Source organism: Mycobacteroides salmoniphilum, from assembly GCF_004924335.1.
In the GTDB taxonomy this organism is placed as follows: Bacteria; Actinomycetota; Actinomycetes; order Mycobacteriales; family Mycobacteriaceae; genus Mycobacterium; species Mycobacterium salmoniphilum.
In genome coordinates this window covers 2,643,301-2,658,830 of record NZ_CP024633.1, presented here as the reverse complement: position 1 = coordinate 2,658,830, position 15,530 = coordinate 2,643,301, and the positions used below count along the sequence as shown (strand labels likewise).

The window sequence follows — 15,530 nt, the reverse complement described above, 5'->3', positions numbered from 1 at the left end:
TGAGTTCGCAAACCCCCCGTCTCTGAATTGGAGAACTGCTGATGACTGCGCCCAACCCGTCTTCCCTTGTGGCCCCAATCCGGGTGCCGGCCGGGACGACGGCGGGGACCGCGGTACGCGAGGCCGGTCTACCGGGCAAGGGCGACGAAGCCATCGTCGTCGTGCGCGTGGACGGTGCCTTGAAGGATCTGTCCTGGACCCCGGAGGCCGATACCGATGTCGAGCCGGTCGCGGCCAACACCGAGGACGGTCGCAGCGTGATCCGGCACTCGGCCGCGCACGTGCTGGCTCAGGCCGTGCAGGACTTGTTCCCGGCGGCCAAACTCGGCATCGGCCCGCCGATCACCGATGGCTTCTACTACGACTTCGGGATCGATCACGCCTTCACTCCCGAGGATCTGGCTGCTCTCGAGAAGAAGATGAAGCAGATCATCAAGGAGGGACAACGCTTTTCACGCCGGGTTTACGGTTCGGTGGAAGAGGCCCAGGCCGAGTTGGCCAATGAGCCGTTCAAGCTCGAGCTTGTTTCCGATAAGTCGGGCGCCGACGACCCGGAGGTCATGGAGGTCGGCGGCGACGAGCTGTCCGCCTACGACAACCTGAATCCTCGTACCGGGGAACGGGAATGGTTCGACCTGTGTCGTGGCCCGCACATTCCCACCACGAAACACATTCCGGCATTCCGGCTTACCCGTAGCTCGGCGGCCTACTGGCGCGGCAATCAGGCCAATGCCAGCATGCAGCGCGTCTACGGCACCGCCTGGGAGTCCCAGGAAGCCCTGGACAAGCATCTCGAACTGCTGGAAGAAGCGCTGCGACGCGACCACCGCAAGCTCGGCGTGGAGCTCGACCTGTTCAGCTTCCCTGACGAAATCGGTTCCGGCCTGCCGGTTTTTCACCCCAAGGGTGGCATCATCCGCAAGGAGCTGGAGGACTACTCGCGCGCCAAGCACACCGCTGCCGGGTACGAATTCGTCAACACCCCGCACATCACCAAGGAGAACCTGTACCAGACCTCCGGACACCTGGACTGGTACTCCGACGGCATGTTCCCGCCGATGCAGATCGACGCCGAGCTGAACGACGACGGCACCGTGCGCAAACCGGGGCAGAACTACTATCTCAAGCCCATGAACTGCCCGATGCACCATCTGATCTATCGGGCTCGGGGCCGTTCATACCGTGAATTGCCGTTGCGGCTCTTCGAGTTCGGATCGGTGTACCGGTATGAGAAATCCGGTGTGGTGCACGGACTGACCCGCGTGCGCGGCATGACGCAGGATGACGCACATATCTACACCACCCGCGAGCAGATGCACGAGGAGCTGACCTCCCTGCTGCGGTTCGTGCTGGACCTGCTGTCCGACTACGGGCTCGACGACTTCTACCTGGAACTCTCCACCAAGGACGAGACGAAATTCGTTGGTTCCGACGAGGTCTGGGAAGAGTCCACCAAGACCTTGGAGCAGGTGGCGCGCGATTCCGGACTGCAGCTCGTCCCCGACCCGGGTGGCGCGGCCTTCTATGGCCCCAAGATCTCGGTGCAGGCCAAGGACGCTCTGGGCAGATCCTGGCAGATGTCGACCATTCAGCTCGACTTCAACATGCCCGAGCGGTTCGAGCTGGAGTACACCGCCGCCGACGGAACACGTCAGCGCCCGGTACTCATCCACCGCGCGCTGTTCGGGTCCATCGAGCGTTTCTTCGGTGTGCTCACCGAGCACTACGCGGGTGCATTCCCGGTCTGGCTGTCCCCGGTGCAGGCCGTCGGCATCCCGATCGCCGATGCTCACGCGCCGTACCTCAGTGACATTGTCGCGCAGCTCAGATCGCAGGGTATTCGGGCGGAGGTCGATACCAGCGATGACCGGATGAACAAGAAGATTGTCAACCACACCAACCAGCGCGTGCCGTTCCTGCTGCTGGCCGGTGACCGTGATGTGGAGGCGGGCGCTGTCAGCTTCCGCTTCCGGGACCGCACTCAGGTGAATGGAGTGCCCCGCGATGAGGCCGTCGCAGCCATCATCGACTGGGTGAACAGACGCGAGAACATTTCTCCCACCGCCGAACTCATGAAGTTGGGGACCCGTGACTGACGAGGACTCGACCATCATCGACCGGGGAGTGGGCGACCCCGATCATCTGCAGCGGCTGTGGACGCCGCACCGGATGACCTATCTCGTCGAGGCGGTGAAATCGAGTGGGGCGGAGTCCGCTCCGTTCACCGACATCCCCGAAATGGCCGATGAAGACGGGCTGGTGGTCGCGCGCGGGGATCATGTGTACGCGGTGCTGAATCTGTACCCGTACAACCCGGGACATCTCATGGTGGTGCCCTACCGGCAGGTCGCCGAACTCGAAGACCTCACCGCGGATGAGAGCCGCGAGCTGATGGCGTTCACCCAGAAGGCGATTCGGGTGATCAAGAAGGTGTCCCGTCCGCATGGTTTCAACGTGGGGCTGAACCTGGGCACCGCGGCCGGCGGATCGCTGGCCGAGCACTTACACCAGCATGTGGTGCCGCGCTGGGGCGGCGACGCCAACTTCATCACCATCATCGGTGACTCCAAGGTGCTGCCGCAGCTGCTGCGGGACACCCGCGAGCTACTCGCGAGCGCCTGGGAGCAATTGCCATGAGCGCCATCCTGTCTCGGGAGACATTCGCGAAGATCCTCAATCCGTTGGCCAACGCGGTGCTGCGTGCGGGATTCACTCCCGACACCGTCACCATCTTCGGGACCGCGGCGACCGTTGTCGCGGCCCTCACCTTGTTCCCTACGGGCCACCTGTTCTGGGGTGGCATCGTGGTCTCGCTGTTCACCATGTTCGACATGCTCGACGGAGCGATGGCACGGGCCCGCGGTGGTGGCACCCGGTTCGGCGCGGTGCTCGACGCGACATGTGACCGCGTGGCCGATGGTGCGATATTCGCCGGACTGCTCTGGTGGGCCGCGTTCGGTTGGGGATCGACATCTTTGGTTGTTGCCACGCTGATCTGCATGATCACCTCACAGGTGATCTCATATGTGAAGGCGCGGGCCGAAGCGTCCGGATTGCGCGCCGACGGCGGGCTGATCGAACGCCCCGAACGGCTCATCATCGTGCTCGCCGGAGCGACTTTCAGCGGCGGTTTCGCAGTGCAGTGGCCGTTGCATACGGCGATGTGGGTACTGGCGATCGCGAGCCTGGTGACGGTGGCCCAACGGATGCATGCGGTGCGCACATCTCCGGGCGCTTCGGATCTGTTGCCCAATTCCGATGCCGGACAGGGCACCGCGGAGAAGAATCAGTCATGAGTGTGTGGGGCGAACGCGCGGCCGATTGGGGCTATGCCGCCGGCTGGAACGTGACGCAGGTGACACCGGATCTACTCGCCCGAGCCATATTCGACGTCGGTGCCATGGTCGGTGCCCGCAACGGTGGACCCGAGCAACTGCGCAAGAACCTTGCCCGGGTGCTCGGCGTGCATCCCCGCGAGGTGCCCGACCGGCTGATGATCGACTCGATGCGTTCCTACGCCCGGTACTGGCGCGAGGCGTTCCGTCTGCCCTCGCAGAATATGGAGCGTCTTGCCGGCCGCCTGGACAGCTGCGCATTCGGGCGTCGGAACATCGATGCGTCCCAGGAGCAGGGCAAGGGCACAGTGATCGCCCTGCCGCACAGCGGCAACTGGGACATGGCCGGGGTCTGGCTGGCCCAGACCTATGGCACCTTCACCACCGTCGCGGAGCGTCTGAAACCCGAGTCGCTATACCGCCGGTTCCTGGACTACCGGGAAACCCTTGGCTTCGAAGTGCTTGCCTCCAGTGGCGACTCCACCGGGCCCTACGAGACCCTGGCGGCGCGGTTGCGGGAAAACCGTGTCGTCTGCCTGATGGCCGATCGCGACCTGAGCCGCAGCGGTGTACCCGTCGACTTCTTTGGCTCGGAGGCGCGGATGCCCGCTGGGCCTGCCCGCCTGGCGATCGACACCGGAGCGCGCCTGCTGCCGGCGCACTGCTGGTTCGAGCCACATGGTCAATGGGGAGTACGGATCCAGGAGCCCATCGACACCTCGGCAGGCGATGTCGCGGTGGCCACGCAGGCACTTGCCAATGAATTCGCCGCCAACATCGCCGAGCGCCCGGCGGACTGGCATATGTTGCAACCCTTGTGGCTTGAGGATCTGTCCGAAGAACGTCGCACCAGGCTGCGGACGCCGCCGGTCCAGTCGGCCCAGGCGCAGGAGACCACCCGGGAAACGGAAACCGATGATCGGGCAGTCCCCCGGGAGACAGAAACTGATGATCGGGCGGCCCCCTGGGAGACAGATCCCGTGGGCGGGCAGGCGTAATGCGCATCGGGATGGTCTGCCCGTACTCCTTTGATGTTCCGGGCGGCGTCCAGTCCCATGTGGTGCAGTTGGCCGAGGTCATGAGGGATCGCGGCCACCACGTCAGTCTGCTCGCACCGTCCTCATCGGACCTGGAGCTGCCGGAATTCGTGGTCTCCGGCGGCAAGGCAGTTCCGATTCCGTACAACGGCTCGGTGGCGCGGCTGCGATTCGGTCCGGCCACCTACGCCAAGACCAGGCGCTGGCTGGTCGACGGCGACTTCGATGTGTTGCATCTGCATGAGCCGAACGCCCCGAGCCTGTCCATGTTGGCGCTCATGGTGGCCGAGGGTCCGATCGTCGCCACCTTTCACACCTCCACCACGAAGTCGTTGACGCTGAGCGTCTTCCAGGCGGTGCTGCGCCCTTGGCATGAGAAGATCGTCGGCCGGATCGCCGTCTCCGAGCTGGCCCGGCGCTGGCAGATGGAGGCGCTTGGATCTGATGCAGTCGAGATCCCGAACGGTGTCGACGTCCGATCCTTTTCCGGCGCACCCATGCTGGAGGGCTACCCGCGAGCGGGTAAGACGGTGCTGTTCCTGGGCCGCTACGACGAGTCGCGCAAGGGTATGGACGTATTGATGGGCGCCTTACCGAAGATCGCGGCCAGCTTTTCCGATGTGGAGATCCTGATCGTCGGCCGTGGAGACGAGGCCGAATTGCGCACGCAGGCAGGACCGTTGGCCAAGCATCTGCGGTTCCTCGGTCAGGTGGACGATGCCACCAAGGCCTCGGCGATGCACAGCGCCGACGTCTACTGCGCGCCCAACATCGGCGGTGAGAGCTTCGGCATCGTGTTGGTGGAGGCGATGGCGGCCGGGACCGCGGTGGTCGCGAGCTCGCTGGACGCCTTCCGGCGCGTGCTCCTGGATGGGAAGGCGGGCCGGTTGACGCCCACCGGTGACTCGGATGCCTTGGCGGCGGCCATCATCGACGTACTCGGCGACGATGAGGGCCGGGCAGAGCTGGTCGCGGCGGGTACCGACGCGGTCCAGCGATACGACTGGTCGGTGGTCGCACAGCAGATCATGCTGGTCTACGAGACCGTGACCGCCTCTGGTGCCCGGGTGAAGGTCGACAGTTGGTGACGTTCTCGGCGTTGACCGTCGTCGTCATCGTCATTCTCGGCGCACTGGTCGCACTGGGCCTGCTGTGGGCCTACTTGGTGGCTAACCGACTGGACCGGCTGCATGTGCGTAGCGACCTGTCCTGGCAGTCCCTCGACGCCGCGCTGGCGCGCCGCGCCGTCGTCGCACGGGCGGTGGGGGATGTGCTCAAGGACGGTCAACTGATCAAACTCGCCGCGAAAGCCGAGCGTGCCGATCGTGACCGCCGTGAGTACGCGGAGAACCAGCTGGCCTCGGCGTTGTCCACTGTCGACTCCGAGCGGTTGCGCCCCGCGCTGGTGGCCGAGCTCGCTGATGCGGAGACGCGGGTACTGATCGCGCGGCGCTTTCACAACGACGCCGTGCGCGACACCCTGGCCCTCCGGGTGCGTCGTCCGGTGCGTTGGCTGCGGCTGGGCGGAACCGCGCCGATGCCAACGTATTTCGAAATCATCGACCGCCAGGGTGCGGGCACCGAGGATCCGGCACTGCCCAACTTCCGCACCTCGGCACGGATCATCCTGCTGGACGAGGATGGCCGGGTGCTGCTGCTGCGCGGCTTCGATCCCGCGGCGCCGAGCCCGGCGGTGCACTGGTGGTTCACCGTTGGCGGCCAGACCTTGCCGGGGGAGAAGCTGTCCGACGGAGCGGTCCGAGAGCTGGTCGAGGAGACCGGGTTGTCGGTTCCCTCCGGGCGCCTCGTGGGCCCGCTATGGCGCCGGGTCGCCGTCTTCGACTTCAACGGCACCACCATCCGCTCCGAGGAATTGTTCTTCGTGCACCGCACCAAGAGGTTCGAACCCGCGACGGACGGCCGTACCAATTTGGAGCAGCGCTATATCACCGGCCACCGCTGGTGCGATGCCGAAGAGATCGCCGCACTCACGGCCTCGGGGGAGCAGGTGTTCCCGAATCAGCTGGGAGAGCTGCTCGGGGAGGCCGCCGCTGCGGCGGATGCGGTGGCCACCGGCGGGCGCCGCGAACCGATCCTTATCGGGTGAGCCCCGTCACCGCACCTCCCGCCACAAAATCGCTGGTGCGGCGGCATTAGACTTGTTTGAGAACCCGAACACTTCAGGAGCCCCCAGTTGACTAGCACGACCAATGGAACGTCCCCCGAGACCGGAACCGGCACCGCTCGCGTCAAGCGCGGTATGGCCGAGATGCTCAAGGGCGGCGTCATCATGGACGTTGTCACCCCCGATCAGGCGAAGATCGCCGAAGACGCCGGCGCCGTCGCCGTCATGGCACTGGAGCGCGTCCCGGCCGACATCCGCGCCCAGGGTGGCGTGTCCCGCATGAGTGATCCGGACATGATCGACGGCATCATCAGCGCCGTCAGCATTCCCGTCATGGCCAAGGCTCGTATCGGGCATTTCGTCGAGGCGCAGATCCTGCAGAGCCTCGGTGTGGACTACATCGACGAGTCAGAGGTGCTGACCCCGGCCGACTACACCAACCACATCGACAAGTGGAAGTTCACCGTGCCGTTCGTGTGCGGTGCCACCAACCTGGGCGAGGCGCTGCGCCGCCTCACCGAGGGCGCGGCGATGATCCGCTCCAAGGGTGAGGCCGGTACCGGCGACGTATCCAACGCGACCACGCACATGCGCAAGATCGGTGGCGAGATCCGTCGGCTCACCTCGCTGTCCGAGGACGAGTTGTATGTCGCCGCAAAGGAACTGCAGGCGCCCTATGAGCTCGTGGTCGAGGTCGCTCGAGCCGGCAAGCTCCCGGTTACGCTGTTCACCGCTGGCGGTATCGCCACGCCGGCCGACGCCGCGATGATGATGCAGCTGGGTGCCGAAGGTGTGTTTGTCGGCTCTGGAATCTTCAAGTCCGGCAACCCGGAGCAGCGGGCGGCGGCGATCGTGAAGGCCACCACCTTCTACGACGACCCGGATGTGCTCGCCAAGGTGTCGCGCGGTCTGGGTGAGGCAATGGTCGGCATCAACGTGGAGGACATCGCGCAGCCGCATCGGCTCGCCGAGCGCGGCTGGTAAAACCATCTGATGGCCGATATCGAAGAGATCCTGACGCTCGAGCAGCTCGAAAAGGACATCTTCCGAGGCAACGTAACTCCCAGCAGCCTGCGTCGTACTTTCGGTGGGCAGGTCGCTGGGCAGTCGTTGGTTTCGGCGGTTCGCACGGTGGAGCCGCACTACCTTGTCCACTCCCTGCACGGGTACTTCCTGCGACCCGGAAATCCCAACGAGCCCACGGTGTTTCTCGTCGACCGGGTGCGTGACGGCCGCTCGTTCGCGACCCGGCGCGTTACCGCGATCCAGGGCGGGCAGGCGATCTTCACCATGTCGGCCTCATTCCAGACTCTGGACACCGGCATCGAACATCAGGACCTGATGCCACCGGTGCCCGCACCCGAAGACCTGCCGGATGTGCAAGATGCCGAGGAGTCGTTCAGCCACGATCTGTTCCGCCAGTTCGCCGAATGGGACATCCGGATCGTGCCCGACGAGCTGATGGACCGGAATCCTCGGCTGGCCGCGCAGCAGCGGGTGTGGTTCCGCTGCCGCAAGCACCTTCCCGACGACCCGGTGCTGCACATCTGTGCGCTGGCGTACATGAGCGACCTGACGCTGTTGAGTTCTTCCAAGGTGCCGCACCGGGACGCGGTGCTGCAGACCGCGTCCCTGGATCACGCGTTGTGGTTCCTGCGGCCGTTCCGCGCCGATGAATGGCTGCTCTACGACGAGACATCGCCGTCGGCCGGATACGGGCGTGCCCTGACTCAGGGCCGGATCTTCGACCGCGAAGGCCGGATGGTCGCGGCGGTGGTGCAAGAAGGTCTTACCCGGTACGAGCGCAACCCGGACGAGGCGTCGATCGCCAAGGGGAACATGGCGTGAGCCCGCTGGTAGGCGTGCTGGCATTGCAGGGCGATGTCAGGGAACATGTTGCCGCTCTGAAAGATTCTGGTGTCGACGCACTCGGGGTGCGTCGTCCCGAGGAACTCTCGAAGGTGGACGGGTTGGTTCTCCCCGGCGGCGAGTCGACCACGATGAGCAACTTGCTGCGCGTGTTCGAGCTGCTCGATCCGCTCTCCGAACGCCTGCGGGACGGGCTGCCGGTCTATGGCTCGTGCGCCGGCATGATCCTGCTCGCCAGCGAGATACTGGACACCCGTCCGGATGCGGTGGCGCTCGGTGCCATCGATATGACGGTGCGGCGCAATGCTTTTGGGCGCCAGGTGGACTCATTTGAGGGTGATCTGGATTTCGCCGGGCTTGACGGTGCACTGCATGCGGTGTTCATCAGGGCGCCGTGGGTGGAACGGGTGGGCGCCGAAGTCGAGGTGCTGGCGATTGCGCAGGGGCATCCGGTCGCGGTGCGGCAGGGGAGTGCGTTGGCGACGTCGTTTCACCCCGAAGTCACCGGGGACCGGCGGGTGCATCGGCTGTTCGTCGACATGGTGCGCGCTTCCTGACGGCTCAACGCGGCGATCTACCAGCGCAGCATGGGCATCGGCCGCAGCGGGTGCTTGAGCGTCCACTTTCCGGCCGTCCGCACTAAGAATCCGTGAAAACCGCCGTACGGCAATGCCTCTACGACCTCGCGCACGTCGGCGCGTTCCAGGCCGGTCCAGGCGTAGAGCCCGTGGAAGGCGTCAATCCGGTCACCCAATCGAAAGGTCTCGACCCATAGATCCTCGGCCGACCTGAGCTTGTGATGATCGGCCACCATCGTCGTGGTGCGACCGGCATCGTCGATTCCGAACTCCGGTGCCAGCTGCTCGGCAAGGGCCACCGACGGATCGAGGTAGTCCCAGGTGCCGGCCGTCCAGATGCCGATATCGTGCGTCGCCCACGCCAGCGCGATCTCGGGTGGTGCCGTCGTCATGCCGAGAAGACGCAGCTGGTAGTTCATGCCTCGATACAGGTGATTGCGGTAATCGGTGAGGCTGTCGCCGATGGTCGACGCGTACCGGTCCAGAATTGCGTCGACTATCGGGTCTTCCACCAGGACAGTCATGCGGATCACCCTATGTTCCTGGCGCTGGCCTCGCTATCCAGTGGCCACCTGCGCTGCCCGAGTACACTCGGGCAGCGCAAAGATTAAGACGGAACGTCAAGAGAAAGCGGTACAGGGGTACATGAGCGGCCATTCCAAGTGGGCCACCACCAAGCATCAGAAGGCCGTGAAAGATGCGCGCCGTGGCAAAGAGTTCGCCAAGCTGATCAAAAACATCGAAGTCGCCGCACGTACCGGTGGCGGGGATCCGGCCGGCAACCCAACGCTCTACGACGCCATCCAGAAGGCCAAGAAGACGTCGGTGCCCAACGACAACATCGAGCGGGCCCGCAAGCGCGGCGCCGGCGAAGAGGCCGGCGGTGCCGACTGGCAGACCATCATGTACGAGGGCTATGGCCCCAATGGTGTTGCCGTGCTTGTTGAATGCTTGACCGATAATCGTAACCGCGCCGCCGGCGAGGTCCGCGTCGCGATGACCCGCAACGGTGGCAATATGGCCGACCCGGGTTCGGTGTCCTACCTGTTCTCCCGCAAGGGCATGGTCACCCTCGAGAAGGGCAACCTGTCGGAGGACGACGTGCTGACGGCCGTGCTGGAGGCAGGTGCCGAGGAGGTCAACGACCTCGGCGAGAGCTTCGAAGTCGTCTCCGAGCCCACCGACCTGGTGGCCGTGCGTCAGGCGCTGCAGGATGCCGGCATCGACTACGACTCGGCAGAAGCGAGCTTCCAGCCATCGGTGACTGTTCCGGCCGACGTCGACACGGCCCGCAAGGTGTTCAAGCTCGTCGACGCGCTGGAGGACAGTGACGACGTGCAGAACGTCTACACCAATGTGGACTTATCCGATGAGGTGCTGGCCGAGCTCTCCGAGGACTGACCATGCCTGCCGTCCACGATCGTCTGGGGCGGAAGTGGTCGGCACGTCGGCGGTGGCTGCCTTGGAAGCGTCGGGGCAACGTCTCTGACTGGGTGATCAGTCCTGACTTCGTCCACGGCGACGATCCCATAAGCATGGTGTGGAACGTCCTCATGCTGCTGATTCTCGTTCCGGCACTCGCGTTGGCATTATTCGTGGCTGTGGAGTTCTTGTTGCTGTTGTTGTTGCTTCCGCTGTGGGTGCTAGCGCGCGTCGTGTTCGGCACCCCATGGGTGATTGTCATCCGTAGCCAAGGCAAAGTTGTTGGGTGCGAGTCGGTTTCAGGATGGTATGCATCGAGTGAGCGGATCAGGCAGATACTTGCCGACGTCGCTTCGGGTTATGTCGGCGGCTACTCGACGGCTACGGGTGCCTGTTCCTGAACTCCGGCGGCCCACACCCCCAACGTCACCACCGCGGTGGTGACCAGCACGGCACCGATGGTGTCGGTGAGGTAGTGATACCCACAGGCGACTTGGCCCAGCAGCCCGAGCGTGCTGACGATCGCGGCCACGATGTACGCCCATAGGGCTCCACCGGCGACCAGCACCAGCATCCCCATCACGGCCACCACGAAGGTGGTGTGGCCGCTGGGGTAGGCGAGATAGCCGCCCTTCTCGCGACCGACGAGCATCTTGGTGCCCTGGGTAGTCCAATTCGCCACGAACGGGCAGGCCAGAACCACCGCTGCGACTCGCCAACGCCGCCGATGCAGCTCGAACCCGACGCACACCGCGAGCACCGGAACGAGAAATACCCAGTCGGTGAAGAACAGCAGCCAGCGTGGCTGCACCCCCAACACGAGCTGCGTCCCGTCGAAGAACCAGGCGTCCAACGGTGTTGAACCCTTGCCGACGGAGAACCCGAGTGCCAGCATCGCGATGACGCCGAGGGGCGGCCACCACTGAATCATCTTTTCGCTGGGCAGTTTTCCGACAGACACGCCGACGACAGTAATCGGCCGGGGACGTCGACCCCGAATCGTGCTGGATGTCGGGAATCAAACGTCACTGGGTGGCGTTACTGTGATGTCAACGACTGTTGGTCAACAAGTGTTGACACCAATGTCAAGTGGGCGTACATCTAAGACATCCACGAGTGATGGGAGGCCGGTCATGGCCACACACACAGTCGCCCCGGCGCGTGAATCGACGAGCCTGTGGCGCACCGCGCGCGCAGTTCTCGCGCTGCCGTTCAGCGTGACGGTCCTGATTCCGCTGGTGATTCTTTACGGATCGGGCATTGAGGTGCCGTCATGGATGTCCGATGAGATGTCGATGACGGCGACGGTGATCGGGACCTTGCTGGTCGCTGCCGGCCTGTTCCTGGTGACCCGCACCGTCATGCTCTTCCACCAGATGGGCAAGGGTTCCCTGGCGCCCTTCGATCCCCCGGTTCATCTTGTCGTGCGCGGCCCGTACCGCTACGTGCGTAACCCGATGATCACCGGTGTGGTGGCCATTCTGTTGGGTGAGTCATTCGCCCTGAACTCTGTGGGCTTGCTGATCTACGCAGCCGTTTTTGTGAGCATCAACGCCGTGTACTTCCCGCTGGTCGAGGAGCGCGGCTTGTTGAAGCGTTTTGGCCGCGACTACGCCGAGTACTCGCAGCACGTGCCACGGTGGGTGCCGCGGCTGCGCCCGTGGACGCAGCCCGAGCGTGCGAACTACGTCGCGTCGCAGTCACAATCGCAGTCCAGGTAGGCCTGGATCGTCGGTGCGATCAAGTCGATGATCTGTTCGTGCGTCATCTCGGGCACGTTCCCGAGGCGGATCACGTATCGGCACATGGCGAGGCCGATCATCTGCGTACCGATGAGTGCCGCGCGTTCCATGGCGCGATCCGCCGTCAACGCCTCGATGGCAGGGACCATTTGACTGCTGAAGATCTCGGCCATGCGGGCGCGGGCCGTCTCGTGCGAAACCGCCGCGCGCAATAGGGCGACCATGGTGTCGTCGGCCTCCCACTTGGCGAGGAAGTGTTCGACAAGGGTGGCCCCGAGTTCGGCGCGTGGGATCTCGGCAAGATTCTCGGGTAGGTGAATGTCGAAGTCGGCGGCGGCCGCGAACAGCTTGCCCTTGTTGCCGTAGTACCGCATCACCAGTGACGGATCGATGCCCGCGGTCGCCGCGATGGCCCGTATGGTCGCCTTCTCATACCCGACACTGGCGAAGTGTTCCTGGGCAGCCTCGAGGATGGCCGCACGGGTGGCGTCCGATCGCCGAGGTTCGGTGGACATGCGCTGAGCTTAGGCCAACGGGTGTTGACATTTGCAGAGCCCTCGCGTGTTGCTATGCCCAATGGGTAAGACCCCTCGATATGCTGATCGAACAACTGTTCTACGGCGAGGGGTCTGGCACGTGCGAGTAATGGGAGTCGACCCGGGGCTTACCCGGTGCGGCCTGTCCATGGTCGAGGCATCCTCGGGCCGCAAGGTGGTGGCCCTGGATGTCGATGTGGTGCGCACTCCTGCCAACCAGCCTCTGCCGCAACGACTTTTGGCGATCAGTGAGGTTGTCGAACACTGGATGGACACCCATCGTCCCGATGTGGTCGCCATAGAGCGCGTCTTCGCTCAGCAGAATGTGTCCACCGTGATGGGTACCGCCCAGGCCGGCGGAGTGATCGCACTCTCGGCGGCGAAACGGGGGATCGCGGTCTATTTCCACACCCCGTCCGAGGTCAAGGCGGCCGTGACCGGCAACGGTCGGGCAGATAAATCCCAAGTGACCGCAATGGTCACCCGCATCTTGAACCTGCAGACGGCGCCGAAGCCGGCGGACGCCGCCGACGCCTTGGCCCTGGCAATCTGTCACTGCTGGCGTGCGCCCATGCTGGCGAGAATGGCGAAGGCGGAAGCCGCGGCGGAGAAACAGCGGAAGGCCTTTGCGGCCCGGATGAAGGCGGTAACTCGATGATTGCTTCGGTCAATGGCGAGGTCATCGACATCGCGCTCGATCATGTGGTGATTGAGGCCGCCGGGGTCGGATATCGCGTCAATGCCACCCCGGCCACGCTGTCGACGCTGCGGCGCGGCACGCAGGTGCGGCTGATCACCGCGATGATCGTCCGCGAAGATTCGATGACGTTGTACGGCTTCACCGACACCGACGCCCGTGATCTGTTCCTGACGCTGCTCGGTGTCTCCGGTGTGGGGCCCAAGATCGCGATGGCCACGCTCGCGGTCTACGACGCGCCGACCTTGCGGCAGGCGCTGGCCGATGGCGATGTCAACGCGCTGACTCGGGTTCCCGGGATCGGTAAGCGTGGTGCCGAGCGCTTGGTGCTCGAACTGCGCGAGAAGGTGGCGGCAGTCGCAGGGGCGCAGGGTGGAACCACCGAGCTGGGCCGCGGCACCGCGTCGCTGGTGCGCACACAGGTGGTCGAGGCACTCATCGGCCTCGGGTTCGCCGCGAAGCAAGCCGAACAGACCACCGATACCGTGCTGGCTCAAGATAATTCCGACGGAGATACCTCGACCGTGCTGCGGTCGGCGCTGACGCTACTGGGCAAGACGCGATGACCGGCTTCGACGAGTTCGACGGCGCGGAGGACGATTTCGATGCCGGCCCCGAGTTGTCCGGCGCACTCACTGTTGGCGAAAACGACATCGACGCCGGGCTGAGACCCAAGTCGCTGCGGGAGTTCATCGGCCAGCCACGGGTGCGTGAGCAGCTGGAGCTCGTGTTGTCCGGTGCGAAGAATCGCGGCAGCACTCCGGATCACATCCTGTTGTCCGGACCACCCGGGCTCGGCAAGACATCCCTGGCGATGATCATCGCCACCGAGTTGGGCTCCTCGCTGCGGGTGACCTCGGGTCCGGCCCTGGAACGAGCGGGTGACCTGGCGGCGATGCTGAGCAACCTCGTCGAACACGACGTGCTCTTCATCGACGAGATTCATCGCATCGCCCGGCCCGCCGAGGAAATGCTGTATCTGGCGATGGAGGACTTTCGCGTCGACATCGTCGTCGGCAAAGGGCCCGGCGCCACCTCGATCCCCCTGGAAGTGGCGCCGTTCACGCTGGTCGGCGCGACCACCCGATCGGGGTCGCTGACCGGGCCGCTGCGTGACCGGTTCGGGTTCACCGCCCACATGGACTTCTACGAGCCCGACGAGCTCGAGCTCGTACTGGCCCGATCGGCGGGAATCCTTGGTATCGAGCTGGGAGCCGCCGCGGGTGCGGAGATTGCCCGACGCTCGCGCGGCACCCCGCGCATCGCCAACCGATTGTTGCGCCGGGTCCGTGACTACGCGGAAGTACGTGCGGACGGCGTGATCACGGTGGACGTCGCCAAGTCCGCCCTGGCCGTCTATGACGTCGATGAGCTGGGGCTGGATCGCCTGGACCGGGCGGTGCTCACGGCGCTGACACGCAGTTTCGGCGGTGGCCCGGTGGGCCTGTCGACGCTGGCGGTGGCGGTCGCGGAGGAGTCGACCACGGTGGAAGAGGTATGCGAGCCGTTCCTGGTACGTGCCGGGATGCTGGCCCGTACGCCGCGCGGACGCGTGGCGACATCGCTGGCGTGGACGCATCTGGGTCTTACCCCGCCGCCGCAGGTGCTGGGGCAGGGCGGCCTGTTCGATTGACAGGACGGTTGAGTCCAGGACGCGCAGGTCCGGGGTTCGCGTCGATTCCACAGAGTCGGATGGCACACTGGTGACTTGTCGCGTGCTCGTTTCACGCAGACCGTGCTTGAACTTGTGAAGACCCAACGGAAAGAATCCCGAAAGCCGCCATGGAATCGATCATCGTCTTTTTGCCGCTCATCCTCGTTATGGGCGCGTTCCTCTTCTTCGCGAACCGGCGGCAGCGCAAGGCCCTCGATGCCACCATCGACCTGCACGACTCCCTGGCGATCGGCGACCGGGTGCACACCACCTCTGGTCTGCAGGGCACCATCGCCGCGGTCACCGATGACACCGTGGACCTGGAGATCGCGCCGGGTGTTGTGACTCGCTGGATGAAGCTCGCGATTCGCGACAAGATCGTTGACGAGGCCGAGGACACCGATGACACCGCTCAGGAGGCGTCGCGCGACGTCGAGAGCGCCGGGGTCGAGCTGACCAAGGAGTAGCGGCTTTCGCCTTTGCTCAACCCTGAACGCCGCCCGACCCGCCCTCGACAAGCAAGGAGACCGGACAC

The 15,530-nt window shown here is 64.8% G+C and carries 18 protein-coding genes and 1 pseudogene; 16 read left to right on the top strand and 3 right to left on the bottom strand.

Annotated elements, in window-relative coordinates:
• Positions 1 to 41 precede the first annotated feature (41 nt).
• The 9 genes from thrS (at position 42) to pdxT (ending at position 8,923) form a co-directional block, all read left to right on the top strand.
• On the top strand, positions 42 to 2,096 hold the full coding sequence (gene thrS, locus DSM43276_RS13130) for a threonine--tRNA ligase (protein WP_078331018.1): 2,055 nt from the start codon (positions 42 to 44) through the stop codon (positions 2,094 to 2,096).
• Positions 2,089 to 2,637 (top strand): ATP adenylyltransferase, encoded by a 549-nt coding sequence (locus DSM43276_RS13125; RefSeq protein WP_078327347.1) that lies wholly within the window; start codon positions 2,089 to 2,091, stop codon positions 2,635 to 2,637. The genes thrS and DSM43276_RS13125 overlap by 8 nt, the downstream gene beginning before the upstream one ends.
• A complete protein-coding gene (pgsA, locus tag DSM43276_RS13120) occupies positions 2,634 to 3,296 on the top strand; it encodes a phosphatidylinositol phosphate synthase (protein WP_078331019.1) in 663 nt (220 codons plus the stop codon). The genes DSM43276_RS13125 and pgsA overlap by 4 nt, the downstream gene beginning before the upstream one ends.
• Positions 3,293 to 4,333, top strand: a complete 1,041-nt coding sequence (locus DSM43276_RS13115) for a phosphatidylinositol mannoside acyltransferase (RefSeq protein ID WP_078331020.1) — start codon at positions 3,293 to 3,295, stop codon at positions 4,331 to 4,333. The genes pgsA and DSM43276_RS13115 overlap by 4 nt, the downstream gene beginning before the upstream one ends.
• Positions 4,333 to 5,460, top strand: coding sequence for a glycosyltransferase family 4 protein (locus DSM43276_RS13110; RefSeq protein ID WP_078327350.1), 1,128 nt, complete (start codon positions 4,333 to 4,335; stop codon positions 5,458 to 5,460). The genes DSM43276_RS13115 and DSM43276_RS13110 overlap by 1 nt, the downstream gene beginning before the upstream one ends.
• On the top strand, positions 5,457 to 6,479 hold the full coding sequence (locus tag DSM43276_RS13105) for an NUDIX hydrolase (protein WP_078331021.1): 1,023 nt from the start codon (positions 5,457 to 5,459) through the stop codon (positions 6,477 to 6,479). The genes DSM43276_RS13110 and DSM43276_RS13105 overlap by 4 nt, the downstream gene beginning before the upstream one ends.
• Positions 6,480 to 6,566: 87 nt before the next feature.
• The gene (pdxS, locus tag DSM43276_RS13100; RefSeq protein WP_078327352.1) at positions 6,567 to 7,481 is read left to right on the top strand and encodes a pyridoxal 5'-phosphate synthase lyase subunit PdxS; all 915 of its coding nucleotides are present in this window, start codon (positions 6,567 to 6,569) and stop codon (positions 7,479 to 7,481) included.
• A 9-nt stretch (positions 7,482 to 7,490) separates the two neighbouring features.
• Complete coding sequence (locus tag DSM43276_RS13095; RefSeq protein ID WP_078327353.1) at positions 7,491 to 8,345, top strand: acyl-CoA thioesterase; 855 nt, start codon at positions 7,491 to 7,493, stop codon at positions 8,343 to 8,345.
• Positions 8,342 to 8,923, top strand: coding sequence for a pyridoxal 5'-phosphate synthase glutaminase subunit PdxT (gene pdxT / locus DSM43276_RS13090; RefSeq protein WP_078331022.1), 582 nt, complete (start codon positions 8,342 to 8,344; stop codon positions 8,921 to 8,923). The genes DSM43276_RS13095 and pdxT overlap by 4 nt, the downstream gene beginning before the upstream one ends.
• Before the next feature lie 17 nt (positions 8,924 to 8,940).
• On the opposite strand, the gene DSM43276_RS13085 is transcribed toward pdxT, so the two are convergent.
• Positions 8,941 to 9,468 (bottom strand): hypothetical protein, encoded by a 528-nt coding sequence (locus tag DSM43276_RS13085; RefSeq protein ID WP_078331084.1) that lies wholly within the window; start codon positions 9,466 to 9,468, stop codon positions 8,941 to 8,943.
• A gap of 121 nt (positions 9,469 to 9,589) precedes the next feature.
• Between DSM43276_RS13085 and DSM43276_RS13080 the strand changes: the two genes are divergently transcribed.
• Together DSM43276_RS13080 and DSM43276_RS13075 are read left to right on the top strand one after the other, a co-directional pair.
• On the top strand, positions 9,590 to 10,345 hold the full coding sequence (locus DSM43276_RS13080; protein WP_078331023.1) for a YebC/PmpR family DNA-binding transcriptional regulator: 756 nt from the start codon (positions 9,590 to 9,592) through the stop codon (positions 10,343 to 10,345).
• Between the two features lie 2 nt (positions 10,346 to 10,347).
• On the top strand, positions 10,348 to 10,767 hold the full coding sequence (locus DSM43276_RS13075) for a hypothetical protein (RefSeq protein WP_078331024.1): 420 nt from the start codon (positions 10,348 to 10,350) through the stop codon (positions 10,765 to 10,767).
• Here the strand turns inward: DSM43276_RS13075 and DSM43276_RS13070 are convergent.
• Positions 10,737 to 11,327 (bottom strand): phosphatase PAP2 family protein, encoded by a 591-nt coding sequence (locus DSM43276_RS13070; RefSeq protein WP_109556257.1) that lies wholly within the window; start codon positions 11,325 to 11,327, stop codon positions 10,737 to 10,739. The two genes, DSM43276_RS13075 and DSM43276_RS13070, sit on opposite strands and share 31 nt — an antisense overlap.
• A gap of 172 nt (positions 11,328 to 11,499) precedes the next feature.
• Here DSM43276_RS13070 and DSM43276_RS13065 point away from each other — a divergent pair.
• A pseudogene (locus tag DSM43276_RS13065) lies at positions 11,500 to 11,961 on the top strand (methyltransferase family protein); the annotation flags it as partial.
• Between the two features lie 89 nt (positions 11,962 to 12,050).
• Here the strand turns inward: DSM43276_RS13065 and DSM43276_RS13060 are convergent.
• Positions 12,051 to 12,623: a TetR/AcrR family transcriptional regulator gene (locus DSM43276_RS13060; protein ID WP_078327357.1), complete on the bottom strand. Its 573-nt coding sequence runs from the start codon at positions 12,621 to 12,623 to the stop codon at positions 12,051 to 12,053.
• Between the two features lie 121 nt (positions 12,624 to 12,744).
• On the opposite strand from DSM43276_RS13060, the gene ruvC reads away from it, so the two are divergent.
• The 4 genes from ruvC (at position 12,745) to yajC (ending at position 15,462) form a co-directional block, all read left to right on the top strand.
• On the top strand, positions 12,745 to 13,302 hold the full coding sequence (gene ruvC / locus DSM43276_RS13055; protein WP_078331026.1) for a crossover junction endodeoxyribonuclease RuvC: 558 nt from the start codon (positions 12,745 to 12,747) through the stop codon (positions 13,300 to 13,302).
• Positions 13,299 to 13,907, top strand: coding sequence for a Holliday junction branch migration protein RuvA (gene ruvA / locus DSM43276_RS13050; protein ID WP_078327359.1), 609 nt, complete (start codon positions 13,299 to 13,301; stop codon positions 13,905 to 13,907). Before ruvC ends, ruvA begins: the two co-directional genes overlap by 4 nt.
• A gap of 53 nt (positions 13,908 to 13,960) precedes the next feature.
• Positions 13,961 to 14,974: a Holliday junction branch migration DNA helicase RuvB gene (gene ruvB / locus DSM43276_RS13045; protein WP_078327431.1), complete on the top strand. Its 1,014-nt coding sequence runs from the start codon at positions 13,961 to 13,963 to the stop codon at positions 14,972 to 14,974.
• Between the two features lie 149 nt (positions 14,975 to 15,123).
• Positions 15,124 to 15,462 carry a preprotein translocase subunit YajC gene (gene yajC, locus DSM43276_RS13040; protein WP_078331027.1) on the top strand — a complete coding sequence of 113 codons (339 nt, stop codon included), beginning with the start codon at positions 15,124 to 15,126 and terminating at the stop codon, positions 15,460 to 15,462.
• Positions 15,463 to 15,530: the final 68 nt, after the last annotated feature.

Bases quoted from the DNA above. Each gene is read 5' to 3' on its own strand.
- DSM43276_RS13075 (WP_078331024.1), top strand. From the start codon at position 10,348: ATGCCTGCCGTCCACGATCGTCTGGGGCGGAAGTGGTCGGCACGTCGG.
- ruvA (WP_078327359.1), top strand. From the start codon at position 13,299: ATGATTGCTTCGGTCAATGGCGAGGTCATCGACATCGCGCTCGATCAT.
- yajC (WP_078331027.1), top strand. From the start codon at position 15,124: ATGGAATCGATCATCGTCTTTTTGCCGCTCATCCTCGTTATGGGCGCG.
- DSM43276_RS13080 (WP_078331023.1), top strand. From the start codon at position 9,590: ATGAGCGGCCATTCCAAGTGGGCCACCACCAAGCATCAGAAGGCCGTG.
- DSM43276_RS13095 (WP_078327353.1), top strand. From the start codon at position 7,491: ATGGCCGATATCGAAGAGATCCTGACGCTCGAGCAGCTCGAAAAGGAC.
- pgsA (WP_078331019.1), top strand. From the start codon at position 2,634: ATGAGCGCCATCCTGTCTCGGGAGACATTCGCGAAGATCCTCAATCCG.
- DSM43276_RS13115 (WP_078331020.1), top strand. From the start codon at position 3,293: ATGAGTGTGTGGGGCGAACGCGCGGCCGATTGGGGCTATGCCGCCGGC.
- DSM43276_RS13110 (WP_078327350.1), top strand. From the start codon at position 4,333: ATGCGCATCGGGATGGTCTGCCCGTACTCCTTTGATGTTCCGGGCGGC.
- DSM43276_RS13060 (WP_078327357.1), bottom strand. From the start codon at position 12,623: ATGTCCACCGAACCTCGGCGATCGGACGCCACCCGTGCGGCCATCCTC.
- thrS (WP_078331018.1), top strand. From the start codon at position 42: ATGACTGCGCCCAACCCGTCTTCCCTTGTGGCCCCAATCCGGGTGCCG.
- DSM43276_RS13085 (WP_078331084.1), bottom strand. From the start codon at position 9,468: ATGACTGTCCTGGTGGAAGACCCGATAGTCGACGCAATTCTGGACCGG.